We start from the raw sequence: 17,496 nt of genomic DNA on the forward strand, positions 1-17,496 counted from the left end.
TAAGCGAGGCGCATGACCGATGCCGTCTCGATTACCCGCGATCTCGTTCGCTGCCCCTCCGTCACGCCGGCCGACGCTGGCGCGCTTGGCGTTCTGGAAAATTTGCTGAAAATCGCGGGCTTCGACGTCCACCGCGTGACGTTCTCGGAGCCCGGCACCGCCGATATCGACAACCTCTATGCCCGCATCGGCGCTTCGGCGCCGCATATCACCTTTGCCGGCCACACCGACGTGGTGCCGCCGGGCGATGAAGCGGCGTGGACGCTCGGCGCATTCTCCGGCGAAGTGAAGGACGGCTATCTCTACGGCCGCGGCGCCGTCGACATGAAGGGCGGCATCGCCTGCAGCGTCGCCGCCGTGCTGCAATATCTGCAGGACCGCGGCGGCAAGCCACAAGAGAATGGCCGCGGCTCGATCTCCTTCCTGATCACCGGCGACGAGGAAGACGTCTCGATCAACGGCACCGTCAAGCTCCTGAAATGGTGCGCCGAGCGCGGCGAAAAATTCGACCATTGCGTGCTCGGCGAGCCTTCGAATGTCGAGGTGCTCGGCGACATGATCAAGATCGGCCGGCGCGGCTCGCAATCCGGCACGCTGGTGGTCGAAGGCGTGCAGGGCCACGTCGCCTATCCGCACCGTGCTTCGAACCCGGTGCCCGATATCTCGCGGCTGATCGTGGCGCTGAGCGACGAGCCGCTCGATCACGGCAGCGCGCAATTCCAGGCCAGCAACCTCGAATTCACCACCGTCGATGTCGGCAACACCGCGAGCAACGTGATCCCCGGCCAGGCACGGGCGAAGTTCAACATCCGCTACAACGACAACCACACCCAGGAGAGCCTGCGGCAGCTGGTCGATGAGCGGCTGGCGAAGGCCTGCGGCAACCGCATCCGCGCCCACATCGACTGGCAGCCGTCGAACTCGAACGTGTTCGTCACCCAGCCCGGCCCGTTCACCGATCTCGCGGTCGCCGCGATCGAGGAGATCACCGGCCGCAAGCCGGAGCTCTCCACCTCGGGCGGCACCTCGGACGCGCGCTTCATCTCGAGCTATTGCCCGGTGATCGAATTCGGGCTGGTCGGCCAGACCATGCACCAGATCGACGAGCGCACGCCGGTGGCCGATCTCGAGAAGCTGACCAAGATCTATCGCGGCGTGTTGGAGCGGTATTTCGGGTAATCCAGCCGTTCGGCAGGACAAAAACATCGAAAACAACCCCATGCACAGTAGGGATTGGGGCCTCTAGTAATCCACCCGCACCAGATATAGCCCATCCGGCGGCGCCACAGGGCCACAGGCGGCGCGGTTGCGCGCGGCGAGCGCGGCGGCGAGGTCGTCGGCACCCCAGCGCCCCTCGCCGACCCAGACCAGCGAGCCCACCATCGAGCGGACCTGGCTGTGCAGGAACGAGCGCGCCGACGTCACGATGCTGATGGCACTGCCCTCGCGCGTGACGTCGAGCTGATCGAGCGTCTTCTCCGGCGACTTGGCCTGGCACTCGGTGTCGCGGAAGGTGGTGAAATCGTGCTTGCCGAGCAGGCGCTGCGCGGCGGCGTGCATCGCTTCGGCATCGAGCGCGCGCGGCACCCGCCAGACGCGGCCGATGTCGAGCGCGAGGTTCGCGCGCGTATTGGTGATGCGGTAGAGATAATGCCGCTTGGTCGCCGAGAACCGCGCCTCGAAATCGTCGGGCACGATATCGGCCGCGAGCACGCCGATCGGATTGGGCCGCAGAAGCGCGTTCAGCCCGTCGCGAAAGCGGCCGGGCGGAAAATGCTTGGCGATGTCGCAATGCGCGACCTGGCCGCGCGCATGTACGCCGGCATCGGTGCGCCCGGCGCCATGGACACGCACGTCCTCGCCGCAGATCGCCTTGACCGCCGTCTCCAGCGCGCCCTGCACGGTCGGTGCGGTGTCCTGGATCTGCCAGCCGGAGAACGGCGTGCCGTCATATTCGATGGTGAGCTTGTAGCGGGGCATCTGTTCAATCTCGTTGATCGTCCTTGCCGGGCATAGCCGTCCAAAGGACGACGTCGCTTCCGCTCGCCTATGCCCGGCAATCCATCCTCTTCAGGACAAGCTTTTTTCGAGATGGATGCGCGGGTCAAGCCCGCGCATGACGATCTCAGGAAACCCTTGCCGGCGGCTTCAGCGGCGTGCCGCGCAAGAAGTCCGCCGCCTTCATCGGTCCCTTGCCGGCGCGCTGCAGTTCGATAATCCGGACTGCGCCATCGCCGCAGGCGATCGCGAGATGATCGTCGAGCACATCGCCCGGGTCGCCCGCGCCTTTCGCCAATTCGCAGCGCAGAATCTTCAACCGCACCGGCTCGCCCTCGCCTGCAAGCTCGCACCAGGCGCCGGGGAACGGCGAAAGGCCGTGAATGTGCCGCAGCACCGCGTGCGCCGGCTGCTTCCAGTCGATCCGCGCCTCGGCCTTCTCGATCTTGGCGGCGTAGGTGACACCGTGCTCGCTCTGCTTGGCCAGCTGCAGTCCGCCACGCTGCAGCCCGCCCATCGCGCGCACCATCAGATCGGCGCCGAGCGGCGCCAGCGCATCGTGCAGGTCGGATGCCGTCATGCTGTCCGTGATCGGCAGCCGCTCGGCCATCGCGACGTCGCCGGTGTCGAGGCCGACATCCATCTTCATCACCATCACGCCGCTCTCGGCATCACCAGCCATGATGGCGCGGTTGATCGGCGCGGCGCCGCGCCAGCGCGGCAATAGCGAGGCGTGCAGGTTGAAGCAGCCGAGTTTTGGCGCATCGAGAATGGCCTGCGGCAGGATCATGCCATAGGCGACGACGACGGCCGCATCGGCGTCATGCGCACGAAACTCGTCGAGCGCCTCCGGCGTCTTGAGGGTTTTCGGCGTCAACACGGATATGCCGAGGCGGCGCGCCTCCTGCTCGACCGGTGTCGGCTGCAATTGCAGGCCGCGCCGCCCGCCCGGCTTCGGCGCACGGGTATAGACCGCCACGACCTCATGGCCATGGGCCACGAGCTCCAGCAGCGTCGGCACCGCGAAATCGGGCGTGCCCATGAAGATCAGGCGGAGAGGCATCGAAAGAACTCGGCAGGAGTTGGAGTGCTCCGTCACGCCCGGGCTTGAGCGCGAAGCGCGTCTTCGCACAAGAAGTCCCGGGCACCCACGTTTTCAGCATCAGCGAAGCAAGACGTGGATGGCCGGGTCAAGCCCGGCCATGACGCGTCCGGAAGGGCGACCCAGCCTACTCCGCCGCGCGCTTGGCGGCCTTCTCGAATTTCTTGAACACGCGGTCGCGCTTCAGCTTCGACAGATAGTCCACGAACAGCACGCCGTTGAGGTGGTCGATCTCGTGCTGGATGCAGGTGGCGTAGAGCCCCTCGGCATCCTCCTCATGCAGCTTGCCGTCGAGATCGGTGAAGCGCAGACGCACCCGCGCCGGGCGCTCGACCTCCTCGTAATATTCGGGGATCGACAGGCAGCCCTCTTCGTAGACCGACAACTGTTCCGAGTGCGAGATGATCTCGGGATTGATGAACACCCGCGGCTGCGGCGTGGTCTCGCCGTTCTCGTCGCGCTTGGCGAGGTCCATGGTGATCAGCCGCAGAGGCTGCGCGACCTGGATCGCCGCGAGCCCGATGCCGGGTGCGTCGTACATGGTCTCGAGCATGTCGTCGGCGAGCTTGCGGATCTCCGGCGTCACCTTCTCAATCGGTTTCGACACCAGCCGCAACTGCTTGTCCGGCAGGATAATGATTTCTCTTAAAGCCATGGCCGCGATTTAAGCTGCTGACTTCATGGGGTCAATGCGCTCAGGAACCCGTTAGGACAACCTTAACCACGTTTCTTCACGGCCCATTAACCAAGAAGGTTAGAGAAGCATTTACCATCAGCGTTCCCTCTTCGTTCGCGCTTGGCCGCGAATCGGCTACAACGGATGCCATGAACGAGATTCTCCTCACCATTGGCGACCTGCCGGTCCGCGTCTCCGACGCGCTGATCGGCCTTGGCGCGCTGGCGCTGATCCTGCTGTTCGCCATTGCGATGGTGATTGCCCGCGCCAGCCGGCGCGGCGCGGAACTCGCGATGGCCCAGGCCATCCGCGCCGACGAACTGGAGGAACGGCTCGCCGACATGCTGCGGGCCCAGAGCGAGTCCTCCGGACGGGTCGACGCCATGGCGCAGGCGCTGGCCGGCCGCCAGGCCGAGATGGCCCGCGCGGTCAACGAGCGGCTGGATTCGGTGACCCACCGGGTCGGCCAGTCGATGGAACAATCGACCCGCAACACCATGGATTCGCTGCGCGTGCTGCACGAACGGCTCGGCATCATCGACCATGCGCACAAGAACCTCAACGAGCTCACCACCCAGGTGACGACCTTGCGCGACGTGCTCGCCAACAAGCAATCGCGCGGTGCGTTCGGCCAGGCGCGGATGGAGGCGATCGTCCAAGACGGAATGCCGAAGGGCTCGTTCGAGTTCCAGTACACGCTGACATCAGGCAAGCGGCCGGACTGCGTGGTGTTCCTGCCCGATCAGCGCCCGCTCTGCATCGACGCGAAATTCCCGCTCGAGGCCATGACCGCGCTGCACGATGCGCGCAGCGACGAGGAGCGCAAATCGGCCTGCCAGCGGTTGCGCGCCGACGTGCTCAAGCATGTCAGCGACATCGCGGAGAAGTACCTGATCCCGGGCGAGACCCAGGACACCGCGCTGATGTTCGTGCCGTCGGAATCGGTGTACGCCGAAATCCATGATGGTTTCGACGATGTGATCCAGAAAGCCTATCGCGCCCGCGTCGTGCTGGTGTCGCCCTCGCTCCTGATGCTGGCGATCCAGGTGATGCAGCAGATCCTCAAGGACGCCCGCATCCGCGACGCCGCCGACCAGATCCGCAACGAGGTGATGCACCTTGGTGATGATCTCGGCCGCCTGCGCGACCGCGTGCTCAAGCTGCAGACCCATTTCGGCCAAGTCAACGAGGATGTCAGGCAGATCCTGATCTCCGCCGACAAGATCGAAAAACGCGCCGGCCGCATCGAGGAACTCGACTTCAGCAAGGTCGAGACCCCGATCGAGGTGCCGCGCTTCGTCAAGCCCGCCGCCCCCGACCTGTTCCCCGCCCCGCGCAAGCTGCAGGCAGGGGAGTGATCGTTGCTGACCACAGGTCGCACGGCATAATCAGTGTCATCGCCCGGTCGAGCCGGGCGACGACACCGGAGCGCGGGTGAGTCTCCCCGCACGTCGTCCTGACGAAAGCCAGGACCCATAACCACCGCATTGGATTGCGAAGGGGATCGTGGCCCTAGCGTCGCGCAACAATTGAGATTTGGGGTAATGGGTCCTGGCTTTCGCCAGAACGACGGCGGAGGCCGCCCGGCATGCGTATTGGAGGTCAAGCCGGGCGATGACAGTCTTTTTGGGGCCGAATCTGGTAACACCTCATCTATGACAGCACCTGAAGCGACGTCGGACACGTCCGCAAGGCCGGAACCAAAGCCCGCCGCCACCTCGTGGCGCGACAGTTTCGCGGTGTATCTGCAGCCGCGGGTGCTGATCGTGCTGCTGCTCGGCTTCTCGTCGGGCCTGCCGCTGGCGCTGTCGGGCTCGACGCTGCAGGTGTGGATGAAGGAGGCCGGGGTCGATCTCGGCACCATCGGACTGCTGGCGCTGATCGGCACGCCCTACACGCTGAAGTTCCTGTGGGCGCCGCTGGTCGACGCGCTGCACGTGCCGCTGTTCACGCAGATGTTCGGACGCCGCCGCGGCTGGCTGCTGTTCTCGCAACTGTTGTTGATCGCGGCGATCCTGGTGCTGGCGATGGCGGATACGGCACGCTCGCCCTGGTTCGCGGCCTTCGCCGCACTGCTGGTCGCAACCGCCTCCTCGACCCAGGACATCGTGGTCGACGCGTTCCGCGTCGAAAGCCTGCCCGAAAGCGAGCAGGCCGCCGGCATGGCGTCCTATGTCGCGGCCTATCGCGTCGGCATGCTGGTCTCGACCGCCGGCGCGCTGTTCATCGTCAGCGGGTTCGAGTCCGCCGGCCTCGCGCGCCCGTCGGCGTGGATGTGGGGCTATGTGGTGATGGCCGGGCTGGTCGTGATCGGCATCGTCACCGCGCTTGCGGCGACCGAGCCGGCGCAATCGAAAGGCGCGGAGACGGCCACGCACGAGCAGAACGCAGCCGAACGCGTGTTTCACGCCGCGCTCGGCGCGTTCTCCGAGTTCCTCAGCCGCAAGGACGCCTTCGCCGCGCTCGCCTTCGTGGTGCTGTTCAAGTTCACCGACGCGTTCTCAGGCACCATGACCGCGCCGTTCGTGATCGACATCGGCTTTTCCAAGGTCGATTACGCGGCGATCGTGAAAGGCGTCGGCCTCGCCGCCACCCTGATCGGCGGCTTTGCCGGCGGCTTCGTGGCGCGGCGCTATTCGCTCGCGCAGAGCCTCTGGATCGGCGGCGTGCTACAGGCGGTCGCCAACCTCTCGTTCTCCTGGCTCGCGCATGTCGGCGTCGATCAATGGGCGCTCGCGCTCGCGATCACGGCGGAGAATTTCACCAGCGCGATCGGCACCGTGATCTTCGTCGCCTATCTTTCCGCGCTGTGCCGCAATCCGCTGCACACGGCGACCCAGTATGCGCTGCTCACCGCGCTGGCGGCGGTCGGCCGCACCTATCTGTCGTCAGGCGCGGGCTATGTCGCCAAGGCGGTCGGCTGGCCGATGTTCTTCGTGATCTGCGTGCTGGTCGCGATCCCGAGCCTGATTCTGCTCGCCTGGCTGCAGCGGCGCGGGCATTTTGAGGAGCTGGGGCCGGTACGGGTTTAGTCCGACTGTCGTCACCCGCGATCGTCGTCCTGGCGAAAGCCAGGACCCATTACCCCAAATGCGAACTGTTGCGCGACGATGGGGCCGCGATCCATCCGCCAACCAAGACCGGTGGTTATGGGTCCTGGCTTTCGCCAGGACGACGATGAGGATGGGTCGCAATTCAAGATGTCGAATAGCGCGGTGTCATCACCTGCACATCCGAGCGGCGATTGCGGCGCGGCACCTACTTCGCCACCACGCTCCACTTCGTGACGATGGCTTCGCTCATCTCGCCGGCATCCTTGGCGCAGGCGACCTCGTCGACCTTCACCGAGATGGCCTTGCCGGAGAGGCTCTTGAGCTGCGCGGCCTGGGTGTCGTTGGTCGGGATCAGCTGGAATGTCTCCGGCCCGGTTTCGAGATCGCAGAGGCCATTCGGCGGCGGCAGGCGGCGCGGCTCGCTGGTGATCTGGTAGGTCGCGACGCGCTTGCCGCGGTTCTTGGCGTCACGCACCTTCATCGCGCTGAGCTCCCCCGACAGCACGTCGCCGGCCCGAATCATCTTGCCGGGCTTCTGCGGCGCATCGCTCTGCTGCGCGATCGCACAGGGCGCGACGAATGTCGCCGCCAGAAGCACAAAGCCCAAGCGTACGCCGAATCGGTGTGTCGTCATTTTCAGGTGTTCCGTAGCTGATCCGTCAGAGCGTGAATGACCGTCCCCGAATCGTCATCCAACCCTACCATTTTGTTTAAGCGCGATCTTTTCGACTTGTGACTGATCGCTTGGCAAAATGCTGCCCCGCCCGGCTCTCGAGCGCGCGCTAGAACAGCGTCCGCTGCCGCATGGCAGCCGATAGCGTACCTTCATCGAGGTAATCAAGCTCTCCGCCGACAGGCACGCCATGCGCCAGCCGCGTCACCCGCACATTGGCCTCCGACAACAGGTCGGTGATGTAATGCGCGGTGGTCTGGCCATCGACGGTCGCATTCAACGCCAGGATGATCTCGGTGACTTCGGACGCATGCGCGCGCGCCACCAGCTGATCGATGGTGAGATCCTGCGGACCTACGCCGTCGAGCGGCGACAGCGTTGCGCCGAGCACGTGATAGCGGCCATTGGTCGCATTGGCGCGTTCCAGCGCCCAGAGATCGGCGACATCGGCGACCACGACGATGATCGAGGGATCGCGGCGCGGATCGGTGCACACCGTGCAGGGATTCTGTGTATCGATGTTTCCGCAGGTCTTGCAGACCTCGATCTTGTCGATCGCGACCTGCAGCGCCGCGGTCAGCGGCGTCATCAGCGCTTCGCGCTTCTTGATCAGATGCAGCGCCGCGCGCCGCGCCGAACGGGGCCCGAGGCCCGGCAGCCGCGCCAGCAACTGGATCAGGCGTTCAATCTCGGGGCCGGCAACGCTTGCAGCCATTAGAGCATGACCCGGAAAAGTGCGAAGCGGTTTTCCGAAAAGGTCATGCTCACTAAAGAGCGATGATGATTCATCTCCATCTCGCTGCGCTCTAAGTCGGACCAAATCCCGGCGGCAGGCCGAGCCCGCCGGTCAGCGCCATCATCTTCTCCTGCATCGCGGTCTCGGCCTTGCGACGGGCATCGCCATGCGCGGTGACCAGGAGATCCTCGAGCACCTCGCGTTCCTCCGGCTTCATCAGCGACGGATCGATCTTGATGCCCTTCACTTCCATCTTGGCGGTCATGCGCACCGCGACCAGACCGCCGCCGGAAATGCCCTCGACCTCGACATTGCCGAGTTGCTCCTGCATCTCCTGCATCTTGGATTGCAGCTGCGCTGCCTGCTTCATCATGCCGAGAAAATCAGCCATGCGTGCGTTCCTATCGTCAAATATCAATCGTCGTCGCTGTCGGAAGTTTCAATCGGGTCTTCGCCGGTCGCATCCTCGGCCGGAACCTCGGCGGCAAGACGGCGAACCTCGACCACCTTGGTGCCGGGGAAGCGCGCCAGCACCTCCTGCACGCGCGGATCGGCTTCGGCGGCGCGCTGATGCTCGCTGCGTGCCTGCTCGTTCTGCGAGCGCACCGTCGGCTGGCCGGCCTCGTTGGAAATAATGACGGTCCAGCGCCGCCCGGTCCACAGCTCGAGCTTGCGCGACAGATCGGTCACGAGCGCGCGCTGTGCCTTCGGCTCGAGTGCGATCTCGAGCTGGCCGTCCTCGATGCGCACCAGCCGCACATCGGCCTCCAGCGCGGCCTTGGTCATGATGTCGCGCTTCTCGCCGGCGAGCGCGATCAACTGCGGAAAGCTCGTGATCCGCAGCGCCGGCGCGGCATTGCTGGCCGGCGCCGCCATCTGCGGGCGCGCGGCGAGATCGGCGCGCGGGGAAGCCTGCGGCGCGCGCACCGGGGCCGACGGCATCGCCGACACGGACGAAGCCGGTGCGCCGCGTGCCGGCGACGATGCGGCGGAGCCTGATGTCGAGGGAGCCGCGCCGCCGCCATTCTGCTCGATCATCCGGATCGCCTCATCCGGCGTCGGCAAATCGGCGACATAGGCGATCCGCACCAGCACCATCTCGGCGGCAGCGGCCGGGCGCGTCGCGGTCTGCACCTCGGCGATGCCCTTGAGCAGCATCTGCCACATCCGCGACAGCACTCGCATCGACAGTTTTGCGGCGAATTCGCGCGCGCGGACGCGCTCGGTCTCGCCGAACGCGACATTGTCGGCGGTCCCCGGCACGACCTTCACGCGGGTGACGAAATTGACGAACTCGGCAAGGTCGGACAACACCACGACCGGATCGGCGCCGACATCATATTGCGCGCGGAACTCGGCGAAGGCGGCGGCGAGATCGCCGCGCGCCAGCGAATCGAACAGATCGATGACGCGGGTGCGGTCGGCGAGGCCGAGCATCTGCCTGACCGCGTCGGCCTTCACGTTGCCTGCGGCATGCGCGATCGCCTGGTCGAACAGCGACAGCGAGTCGCGCACCGATCCCTCGGCCGCGCGCGCGATGATGCCGAGCGCCTCGGGCTCGACCTCGACGCCTTCCTTGGCGGCGATGTTGCCGAGATGCTTCATCAGCACGTCGGCTTCGACGCGGCGCAGGTCGAAGCGCTGGCAGCGCGACAGCACCGTGATCGGAACCTTGCGGATTTCGGTGGTGGCGAACACGAACTTGGCGTGCTCCGGCGGCTCCTCCAGCGTCTTCAGGAAGGCGTTGAAGGCCGCCGTCGACAGCATGTGGACTTCGTCGATGATGTAGACCTTGTAGCGCGCGCTGGCCGGTGCATAGCGTACGCTGTCATTGATCTGGCGGACATCGTCGACGCCGGTGTGGGACGCGGCGTCCATCTCCAGCACGTCCATGTGCCGGCTTTCCATGATCGCCTGGCAGTGCACGCCGAGGTCGGGCATGTGGATGGTCGGCCCGGTCACCGAGCCGTCCGGCTTGGCGTAGTTCAGGGCGCGGGCGAGGATGCGCGCGGTGGTGGTCTTGCCGACCCCGCGGACGCCGGTGAGGATCCAGGCCTGCGGAATCCGCCCGGTCTCGAACGCGTTCGAGACCGTGCGCACCATGGCCTCCTGGCCGATCAGATCCTCGAAGCTGGAGGGGCGGTATTTGCGCGCGAGAACGCGGTAGGGCTTGGCGGCATCCGGCGCGCCGCCGAGATCAAAGCCGCTTTGGCCTGCGCCGTCGGACGGGTGGGAGGGGTCGCCAGCGTCATTCATGCGTCGATCCGCAACTTAGGGGTCTCTTGCAGCCGGCGTGCGGATGGGAGCCGAAATCAAGCGCCGGGCGCGGAGACCGCCATTCCAGCGCGATTCGCTCGGAAAAACAGGTAGGAGACTGACGAGCGACCCGATCCGGACCTCGTTAGGGCTGCTTCCTTCCGGACCTGACCCGGTTGGCGAGTGGCTCGTCCACCGCCAATCTCCCGGTCCCTATTTGGGGCCAAAACCGCCGGAAAGCAAGCGGCCTGACCCGGCTTTGTAAGGCTGGCTTTGTGGGGCTTGTCTGGGAACATGGAAAGGCATTATTTGCCCCTCATGCCCGCCTCCAACTGGTCGCTGCATTCGCAGCTCAAGAAAGACACCATCGACATCGGCGACCTGCCGTTGTGCAAGGTGCTCGTCATCAAGGATGCGCACTATCCCTGGCTGCTGCTGGTGCCGCGGCGCGACGGCGCGGTCGAGATCATCGACCTCGACGAGGTCGAGCAGGCACAGCTGATGACGGAAATCACCCGCGTCTCGCGGGCCCTCAAAGAGGTCACCAAGTGCGACAAGCTCAATGTAGCCGCGCTCGGCAACCTCGTCCCGCAGCTTCACGTCCACGTCATCGCGCGCCGCACCAGCGACGCGGCATGGCCGCGTCCCGTCTGGGGCGTGATGCCGCCGCTGGCGCATGACGCCGAGGAAGTGCAAAATTTCATCGGCGCGCTTCGCCGCAAGATCTGGTTGGGTTGAGATTCAATGTCTGCATTCGATTCATTTCCGCTCGGCCAGCCGGCCTTCGTCACCCATGTGCTGGACCGCGCCGCGCATCTGCGCACCGATGACGAGAAACTGTTCGCGCTGGAAGGCCACCACCAGGCCAGAGCCTACGTGATCTATCGCGACTCGCTGGTCGTGAAGCAGGAGGATGGCGGCGCCCGCGCGCTGCTCTCGCTGGAAGAAGCGCGCGGCTACGGCGCCAATCCCGGCACAATCTTCCTCGGCTTGCGCGATTCGGCGCCGATCTTCGGCATGGGAATCGCGCCGCAGGCGGCCGAGAAGCTGATCGGGCGCGCCGACGTCGCGATCACCGAGTTGCGCGGCATGGCGATGCAGGGCGTGGTGCCGCCCGAGCAGCTCTCGGCGATCGCGATGGCGAAGTCGATGGTGACGTGGCACCAGCGCCACGGCTTCTGTCCGAACTGCGGCACCCGGACGGCGATGAAGGACGGCGGCTGGAAGCGCGAATGCCCGAGCTGCAAGGTCGAGCATTTTCCGCGCACCGATCCGGTCGTGATCATGCTGGTCACGCATGGCGACAAGGTGCTGCTCGGCCGGCAGAAGCAGTTCATGCCGGGCATGTATTCCTGCCTCGCCGGCTTCGTCGAGGCCGCCGAGACCATCGAGGATGCGGTGCGGCGCGAGATCTTCGAGGAGTCCGGCATCCGCTGCACCGACGTCAACTACTACATGACGCAGCCCTGGCCCTATCCGTCGTCGCTGATGATCGGCTGCACCGCGCGTGCGACCAACGAGGACATCGTGGTCGACCGCACCGAGCTCGAGGATGCGCGCTGGTTCGACCACGCCGAGGCGACGATGATGCTCAAGCGCCAGCACCCCGACGGCCTCGCCGGTCCGCATCCGTTCGCGATCGCCCACCATTTGCTCGGCCGCTGGGTGCACCACCGAAACCCGTTGGACCAATAGCGGGAACCGGACATCGTTCTGCCGATTAAATCTGGCACGGCTCGTGCCAATTGACGGAACCATTGCGACGGATCACCGCATGAATTTTCAAGACGGCGCCCCGAAAGTCCCGCCCCGCATCCTCTGCATCGGCCTGCCGGTGCGCGACCTGACGTTCCGGGTCGGCGTTCCCGCGCGCGGCTCCAAGGAGAATGCGACCCATTTCGACGAGATCTGCGGCGGCAACGCGCTGAATGCCGCGATCGGCATCGTCCGGCTGGGCGGCCGCGCCTCGATCTGCGGACCGATGGGCGATTCGCGGGAAACCTCGAGCCGCTTCATCTTCGACAAGCTCGCCGAGGAGGGCATCGAGACCAACCATCTCATCCACATGCCGGACCTGGTGACGCCGATCTCGGCGATCATGATCGACGACAGCGGCGAGCGCACCATCGTCACGTTCCGCGATCCCGAGCTCTGGAAGGTGAAGCTGCCGCCGACCGAGCTGTTGCTGGAGGATTGCGCCGCGATCCTGACCGAGAGCCGCTGCGCGCCGTTCTGCACCGAGCTGTGCGCAGAGGCGGTCAGGCGCGGCATTCCCGTGGTGGTCGACGTCGACCGCGCGATGTCGATGCGGGAGGGGCTGCTCACCGCCTCCTCGCATCTGGTGTTTTCCAGCGAGCCGCTGCAGGAGACCGCCGATGTCACCGACGACGGCCAGGCACTGCACAAGCTCGCCAAGCTCACGCCCTCCTTCCTGGCCGGCACCCGCGGCCCGATGGGCACGATCTGGCTCAACGAGCGGGGCGAGCTCGAGGAGACCGCGGCCTTCCCGGTCCATACCGTCGACACGCTCGGTGCCGGCGACGTCTTCCACGGGGCGTTTGCGCTGGCCGTCACCGAAAAGCAGGAGCTGCGGCAGGCGCTGCGCTTCGCCTCGGCCGCTGCAGCGCTGAAATGCACCCGCTTCGGAGGTGCTTATGCCGCACCGCAACGTGCTGAAGTTGAAGCGTTTTTGGGCGAACACGCCGATGCCCGGCCGGCCTGACCGGCTACGAATCGCTTGATTTGGAAGATTCTTCTCTATATGAGGGATACAGGACCTTCATGTGGAACTTTCTTCTATGACTGACGTCGCCGTTCAGCTTCATGACAATAACCGCCGCCTTGACGCCATCGATCGCAAGATCCTGACCGTATTACAGGAGGATGCCTCGCTCTCCGTCGCCGAAATCGGCGACCGGGTCGGACTGTCGTCGACGCCGTGCTGGAAGCGCATCCAGCGGCTCGAGGCCGACGGCGTGATCCTGCGCCGCGTCGCGCTGGTCGATCAGAACAAGATCGGGCTCGGCATTTCCGTTTTCGTCTCGGTCGAGAGCGCCGACCATTCGGAAGCCTGGCTGCGCAAATTCGCCGACGCCGTCAGCGCGATGCCCGAGGTGATGGAATTCTATCGGATGGCCGGCGATGTCGACTACATGCTGCGCGTCGTGGTCGCGGACATGCAGGCCTACGACGTGTTCTACAAGAAGCTGATCAGTGCCGTGCCACTGAAGAACGTCACCTCGCGCTTCGCGATGGAGAAGATCAAGTCGGTGACGGCGCTGCCGGTGCCCGCGGCGTAAGCGCCGCCGCACGACCCCATACGAACGTCGATACGCCCCCAGGTAGTTCGTCTGACCGGCATTTACCTGAAGTTAGAGCCGCCAGCGGTATTGTGCTGCCATGGTGCCGGGGGAGATCATCCCAGCGAGGCGACGGCCAGCATGGCTGGGCGCGGCTGCGTTGCTGATTGCGAGCTGGATCGCGGTCGCGATGCTGTCGCTGCAGGTGCGTGCGGGCAGCGACGTGGTGGCCGTGGCGTTTCCGCCGTGGTGGCGCGCCGAGCGCGCGCTGCTGGCCGCCGCATCCGCCAATGCGTCGATCGTTCGGATGACCGCCATCCCGGCCCTGCTGGTGGTGCGGCCTGACCGCGATGGCGGGCTGAGCCGGCTGTACGAGGCCGGCGTCCTGCTGACCATGGATCCGCGGGCGATCGCTGGCTGCTTCAAGGCGAACGACGATCTGGGGGGTGGGGATGACCTTCGAAGGCGATGAAATGGCCGCGCTGCGCGAGACGGCCAGCAAGATATTGCTCGTGGTGCTCTGGCTGCACGTTCCGATCGCGATCATCGTCGGCATGTCGTTGCACACCGACTGGCTGATCCCGGCCGGCTTCATGGTCGCAATGGCGCTGACTGCGACGGCCTCGTGGCGCATGTCGGGAAACGGCGTTTCCACGCGCCTGATCGTCGCCGTCGCCCTGATGGCCGGCGTGTCGATGCTGGTCTACCAGTTCGCGGGCCACCGCTGGCAGGTCGACATGCACATGTACTTCTTCGCCGCGCTGGCCTGCCTCGTCGCCTATTGCGACTACCGGCCGATCGTCGCCGGCACCGCGGCGGTTGCCCTGCATCATTTGACGCTGAATTTCATCCTGCCGGCCGCGATCTATCCCGGCGGTGCCGATTTCGGCCGCGTCGTTCTCCACGCCGTGATTCTCTTGATCGAGGCCGGCGTGCTGATCTGGCTCGCACACACCCTCGCCGAGCTGTTCAAGATGTCGGCGCAGAGAGGCGGCGGAGGCCGAGGCCGCAAGTGGCGCCGAGGCGCGCGCCAATGCCGAACGCATCGAGGCCGAACGGGCGAAGCATGACCGTGACGCCGCGCGACGCGAACTTGCCTTGGGCTTCGAGCGCAAGATCGGCGAGGTCGTCGAGGCCGTCGCGGTGGCGGCGAACGCGATGCAGGGCCTGTCGGCCACCATGAACGGCAGCAACGCCGAAACCATCCGTCAGGCCACCGCCGCCGCCTCCGCATCGACGCTGGCATCGAGCAACGTGGAAACCGTGGCGTCGGCGACCGAGGAGCTGACGGCGTCGATCAACAGCATCGCCGAGCAGGTGACCCGCTCGGCGAAAATCGCCGCCAAGGCCGCCGACGAGGCGCGCCGCACCAACTCCGTGGTCCAGGGTCTTGCCGACGGCACGCAGAAGATCGGCGAGGTGGTGACGCTGATCCAGAGCATCGCCAGCCAGACCAACCTGCTCGCCCTGAACGCGACCATCGAGGCGGCGCGCGCCGGCGAGCATGGCCGCGGATTTGCCGTCGTCGCGAGCGAGGTCAAGGCGCTGGCCAACCAGACCGCGAAGGCGACCGAGGAGATTTCGGTTCAGATCCAGGACATCCAGAGCGCGACCGGCGCCGCCGTCAGCGCGATCGGGACCATCGGCACCACCATCGCGGAAATCGACCACGTCTCCGGCGAGATCGCGGCGGCCGTCGATCAGCAAGGTGCGGCGACTCGCGAGATCTCCAGCAATCTGCAGCAGGCGGCCGATCGCACCCGCGACGTCAACAAAGGCATCCTCAACGTCAACCGCGCGTCCGAACAGGCGGGCGGCGCGACCGCGCAATTGCTCGATGCGGCGAACGGCCTGACCTCGCAGTCGGAATGGCTGAAGACCGAGCTGGACCGCTTCCTGGCCTCGCTGCGGGCGGCGTGAGGCAGCGGACATCGGACGTCACACGCGGGCTTGACCCGCGTGTCCATCGATCTTCACGAAAGGATTTCTTGCGATGGATTGCCGGGTCAAGCCCGGCAATGACGAGGCTGGTCGCCGCCCTCAAATCTTCTGATTGTATTCGCCGACCTCGGGATGCGTGCGCAGCACGGAATCCATCGCCTCGAACATGTCGCGCATGCGCTGCTCGCTGACCGGGCTCTCGACCACGACCACGAGTTCCGGCTTGTTCGAGGATGCACGCACCAGGCCCCAGCTGCCGTCCTCGACCGTGACGCGCACGCCGTTGACGGTGACGAGATCGCGGATGTTCTGGCCCGCAACCTGCGCGCCCTTCTGCTGCAAGGTCTCGAAGTGCTTCACGACGGCGTCGGCGACGCCGTATTTCGCTTCGTCGGCGCAATGCGGCGACATCGTCGGCGACGACCAGGTCTTCGGCAGCGCGTCCTTCAGATCGGCCATCGACTTGCCGGGGGCGCGGTCGAGCATCTCGCAGATCGCGATCGCCGACACCAGGCCGTCGTCATAGCCACGGCCGAACGGCTTGTTGAAGAAGAAGTGGCCGGACTTCTCGAAGCCCGCGAGCGCGCCCAATTCATTGGTGCGGCGCTTCATGTAGGAATGCCCGGTCTTCCAGTAGACCGTGTCGGCGCCCTGCTTCTGCAACACCGGATCGGTCACGAACAGCCCGGTCGACTTCACGTCGACGACGAACTGCGCGTTGGCGTTGATCGCCGACATGTCGCGCGCCAGCATGACGCCGACCTTGTCGGCGAAGATCTCCTCGCCGGTGTTGTCGACCACACCGCAGCGATCGCCGTCGCCGTCGAAGCCGAGGCCGACATCGGCCTTGTGCGCCAGCACCGCATCGCGGATCGCGTGCAGCATCTCCATGTCTTCCGGATTCGGATTGTATTTCGGGAAGGTGTGATCGAGCTCGGTGTCGAGCGGGATCACCTCGCAGCCGATCGCCTCCAGCACCTGCGGCGCGAACGCGCCCGCAGTGCCGTTGCCGCAGGCGGCCACGACCTTCAGCTTGCGCTTCAGCCTCGGCCGGCTGGTGAGGTCGGCGATGTAGCGCGCCGGATAGTTCTCGTGGAACTGGTAGGAGCCGCCGGCCTTGTTGTCGAACGCGGCGTTGAGCACGATCTGTTTCAGCCGCGTCATCTCGTCGGGGCCGAAGGTGAGCGGACGGTTGGCGCCCATCTTGACGCCGGTCCAGCCATTGTCGTTGTGCGAGGCGGTGACCATCGCAACGCAGGGCACGTCGAGATCGAACTGCGCAAAGTAGGCCATCGGCGTCACCGCGAGGCCGATGTCGTGCACCTTGCAGCCCGCCGCCATCAGGCCCGAGATCAGCGCGTATTTGATCGACGCGGAATAGCCGCGAAAATCGTGCCCGGTGACGATCTCCCGGCTGACGCCGAGCTCCGCGATCAGCGCGCCGAGCCCCATGCCGAGCGCCTGCACGCCCATCAAATTGATTTCCTTGTTGAACAGCCAGCGCGCGTCGTATTCGCGAAACCCGGTCGGCTTCACCATCGGCTCGGATTCGAAGGCATAGGTGTTCGGGACCAGCGCGGATTTCGGCTTGGGAAACATGGGTCGGCCTTATGGTCGCATGCAAAAAGACATCGCCGCAGCCTTTAGCGAATGCATCGCCGCAGCGGAAGGCAGGATTGACGGCTTGTGGCTAATAATTGCGGCAGATTTGGCGTCGGCGAAATACCAGCACGCCGGCGCAATACGCCGCGCTTTTGTGCCC

Annotated in this window: 18 protein-coding genes and 1 other RNA gene; 10 read left to right on the forward strand and 9 right to left on the reverse strand. The window is 65.6% G+C overall.

Annotated elements, in window-relative coordinates:
• Positions 1-12: 12 nt before the first annotated feature.
• Entirely contained in the window at positions 13-1,179 is a 1,167-nt protein-coding gene (gene dapE / locus ACVILL_RS09910) for a succinyl-diaminopimelate desuccinylase (RefSeq protein WP_456728889.1), read from the forward strand.
• A gap of 63 nt (positions 1,180-1,242) precedes the next feature.
• On the opposite strand, the gene truA is transcribed toward dapE, so the two are convergent.
• The 3 genes from truA to def form a co-directional block, all read right to left on the reverse strand.
• The gene (gene truA, locus ACVILL_RS09915; protein ID WP_456728890.1) at positions 1,243-1,980 is read right to left on the reverse strand and encodes a tRNA pseudouridine(38-40) synthase TruA; all 738 of its coding nucleotides are present in this window, start codon (positions 1,978-1,980) and stop codon (positions 1,243-1,245) included.
• A gap of 145 nt (positions 1,981-2,125) precedes the next feature.
• The gene (gene fmt, locus ACVILL_RS09920) at positions 2,126-3,061 is read right to left on the reverse strand and encodes a methionyl-tRNA formyltransferase (protein ID WP_456728891.1); all 936 of its coding nucleotides are present in this window, start codon (positions 3,059-3,061) and stop codon (positions 2,126-2,128) included.
• 166 nt (positions 3,062-3,227) lie between these two features.
• Positions 3,228-3,755: a peptide deformylase gene (def, locus tag ACVILL_RS09925; protein WP_456728892.1), complete on the reverse strand. Its 528-nt coding sequence runs from the start codon at positions 3,753-3,755 to the stop codon at positions 3,228-3,230.
• A gap of 170 nt (positions 3,756-3,925) precedes the next feature.
• Between def and ACVILL_RS09930 the strand changes: the two genes are divergently transcribed.
• Positions 3,926-5,134 carry a DNA recombination protein RmuC gene (locus ACVILL_RS09930; RefSeq protein ID WP_456728893.1) on the forward strand — a complete coding sequence of 403 codons (1,209 nt, stop codon included), beginning with the start codon at positions 3,926-3,928 and terminating at the stop codon, positions 5,132-5,134.
• Between the two features lie 297 nt (positions 5,135-5,431).
• Positions 5,432-6,808 carry an AmpG family muropeptide MFS transporter gene (locus tag ACVILL_RS09935; protein WP_456728894.1) on the forward strand — a complete coding sequence of 459 codons (1,377 nt, stop codon included), beginning with the start codon at positions 5,432-5,434 and terminating at the stop codon, positions 6,806-6,808.
• A 226-nt stretch (positions 6,809-7,034) separates the two neighbouring features.
• On the opposite strand, the gene ACVILL_RS09940 is transcribed toward ACVILL_RS09935, so the two are convergent.
• The 5 genes from ACVILL_RS09940 to ffs all read right to left on the reverse strand — a co-directional run bounded on the left by ACVILL_RS09940 (position 7,035) and on the right by ffs (position 10,701).
• Complete coding sequence (locus ACVILL_RS09940) at positions 7,035-7,463, reverse strand: hypothetical protein (RefSeq protein ID WP_456728895.1); 429 nt, start codon at positions 7,461-7,463, stop codon at positions 7,035-7,037.
• Between the two features lie 148 nt (positions 7,464-7,611).
• A complete protein-coding gene (recR, locus tag ACVILL_RS09945) occupies positions 7,612-8,217 on the reverse strand; it encodes a recombination mediator RecR (protein WP_456728896.1) in 606 nt (201 codons plus the stop codon).
• A 91-nt stretch (positions 8,218-8,308) separates the two neighbouring features.
• Positions 8,309-8,629 carry a YbaB/EbfC family nucleoid-associated protein gene (locus tag ACVILL_RS09950; RefSeq protein WP_018269493.1) on the reverse strand — a complete coding sequence of 107 codons (321 nt, stop codon included), beginning with the start codon at positions 8,627-8,629 and terminating at the stop codon, positions 8,309-8,311.
• A gap of 23 nt (positions 8,630-8,652) precedes the next feature.
• Positions 8,653-10,494, reverse strand: a complete 1,842-nt coding sequence (locus ACVILL_RS09955; RefSeq protein ID WP_456728897.1) for a DNA polymerase III subunit gamma/tau — start codon at positions 10,492-10,494, stop codon at positions 8,653-8,655.
• Between the two features lie 110 nt (positions 10,495-10,604).
• An RNA gene (ffs, locus tag ACVILL_RS09960) (signal recognition particle sRNA small type) lies at positions 10,605-10,701 on the reverse strand.
• A 111-nt stretch (positions 10,702-10,812) separates the two neighbouring features.
• Between ffs and ACVILL_RS09965 the strand changes: the two genes are divergently transcribed.
• The 7 genes from ACVILL_RS09965 (at position 10,813) to ACVILL_RS09995 (ending at position 15,713) form a co-directional block, all read left to right on the forward strand.
• Positions 10,813-11,232: an HIT domain-containing protein gene (locus ACVILL_RS09965; protein WP_456734223.1), complete on the forward strand. Its 420-nt coding sequence runs from the start codon at positions 10,813-10,815 to the stop codon at positions 11,230-11,232.
• Between the two features lie 6 nt (positions 11,233-11,238).
• A complete protein-coding gene (gene nudC / locus ACVILL_RS09970) occupies positions 11,239-12,189 on the forward strand; it encodes an NAD(+) diphosphatase (RefSeq protein ID WP_456728898.1) in 951 nt (316 codons plus the stop codon).
• A gap of 79 nt (positions 12,190-12,268) precedes the next feature.
• Positions 12,269-13,216 carry a sugar kinase gene (locus tag ACVILL_RS09975; protein ID WP_456728899.1) on the forward strand — a complete coding sequence of 316 codons (948 nt, stop codon included), beginning with the start codon at positions 12,269-12,271 and terminating at the stop codon, positions 13,214-13,216.
• A 76-nt stretch (positions 13,217-13,292) separates the two neighbouring features.
• Positions 13,293-13,793 carry an Lrp/AsnC family transcriptional regulator gene (locus tag ACVILL_RS09980; RefSeq protein ID WP_076864535.1) on the forward strand — a complete coding sequence of 167 codons (501 nt, stop codon included), beginning with the start codon at positions 13,293-13,295 and terminating at the stop codon, positions 13,791-13,793.
• Positions 13,794-13,953: 160 nt separating this feature from the next.
• Complete coding sequence (locus tag ACVILL_RS09985) at positions 13,954-14,265, forward strand: hypothetical protein (RefSeq protein ID WP_456728900.1); 312 nt, start codon at positions 13,954-13,956, stop codon at positions 14,263-14,265.
• Positions 14,246-14,863, forward strand: a complete 618-nt coding sequence (locus tag ACVILL_RS09990) for a hypothetical protein (RefSeq protein WP_456728901.1) — start codon at positions 14,246-14,248, stop codon at positions 14,861-14,863. Before ACVILL_RS09985 ends, ACVILL_RS09990 begins: the two co-directional genes overlap by 20 nt.
• A 28-nt stretch (positions 14,864-14,891) precedes the next feature.
• Positions 14,892-15,713, forward strand: coding sequence for a methyl-accepting chemotaxis protein (locus ACVILL_RS09995; RefSeq protein ID WP_456728902.1), 822 nt, complete (start codon positions 14,892-14,894; stop codon positions 15,711-15,713).
• 120 nt (positions 15,714-15,833) lie between these two features.
• On the opposite strand, the gene ACVILL_RS10000 is transcribed toward ACVILL_RS09995, so the two are convergent.
• Complete coding sequence (locus tag ACVILL_RS10000; RefSeq protein ID WP_456728903.1) at positions 15,834-17,333, reverse strand: phosphomannomutase/phosphoglucomutase; 1,500 nt, start codon at positions 17,331-17,333, stop codon at positions 15,834-15,836.
• Positions 17,334-17,496: the final 163 nt, after the last annotated feature.

The sequence above is a fragment of the Bradyrhizobium sp. USDA 3364 genome, assembly GCF_054056355.1.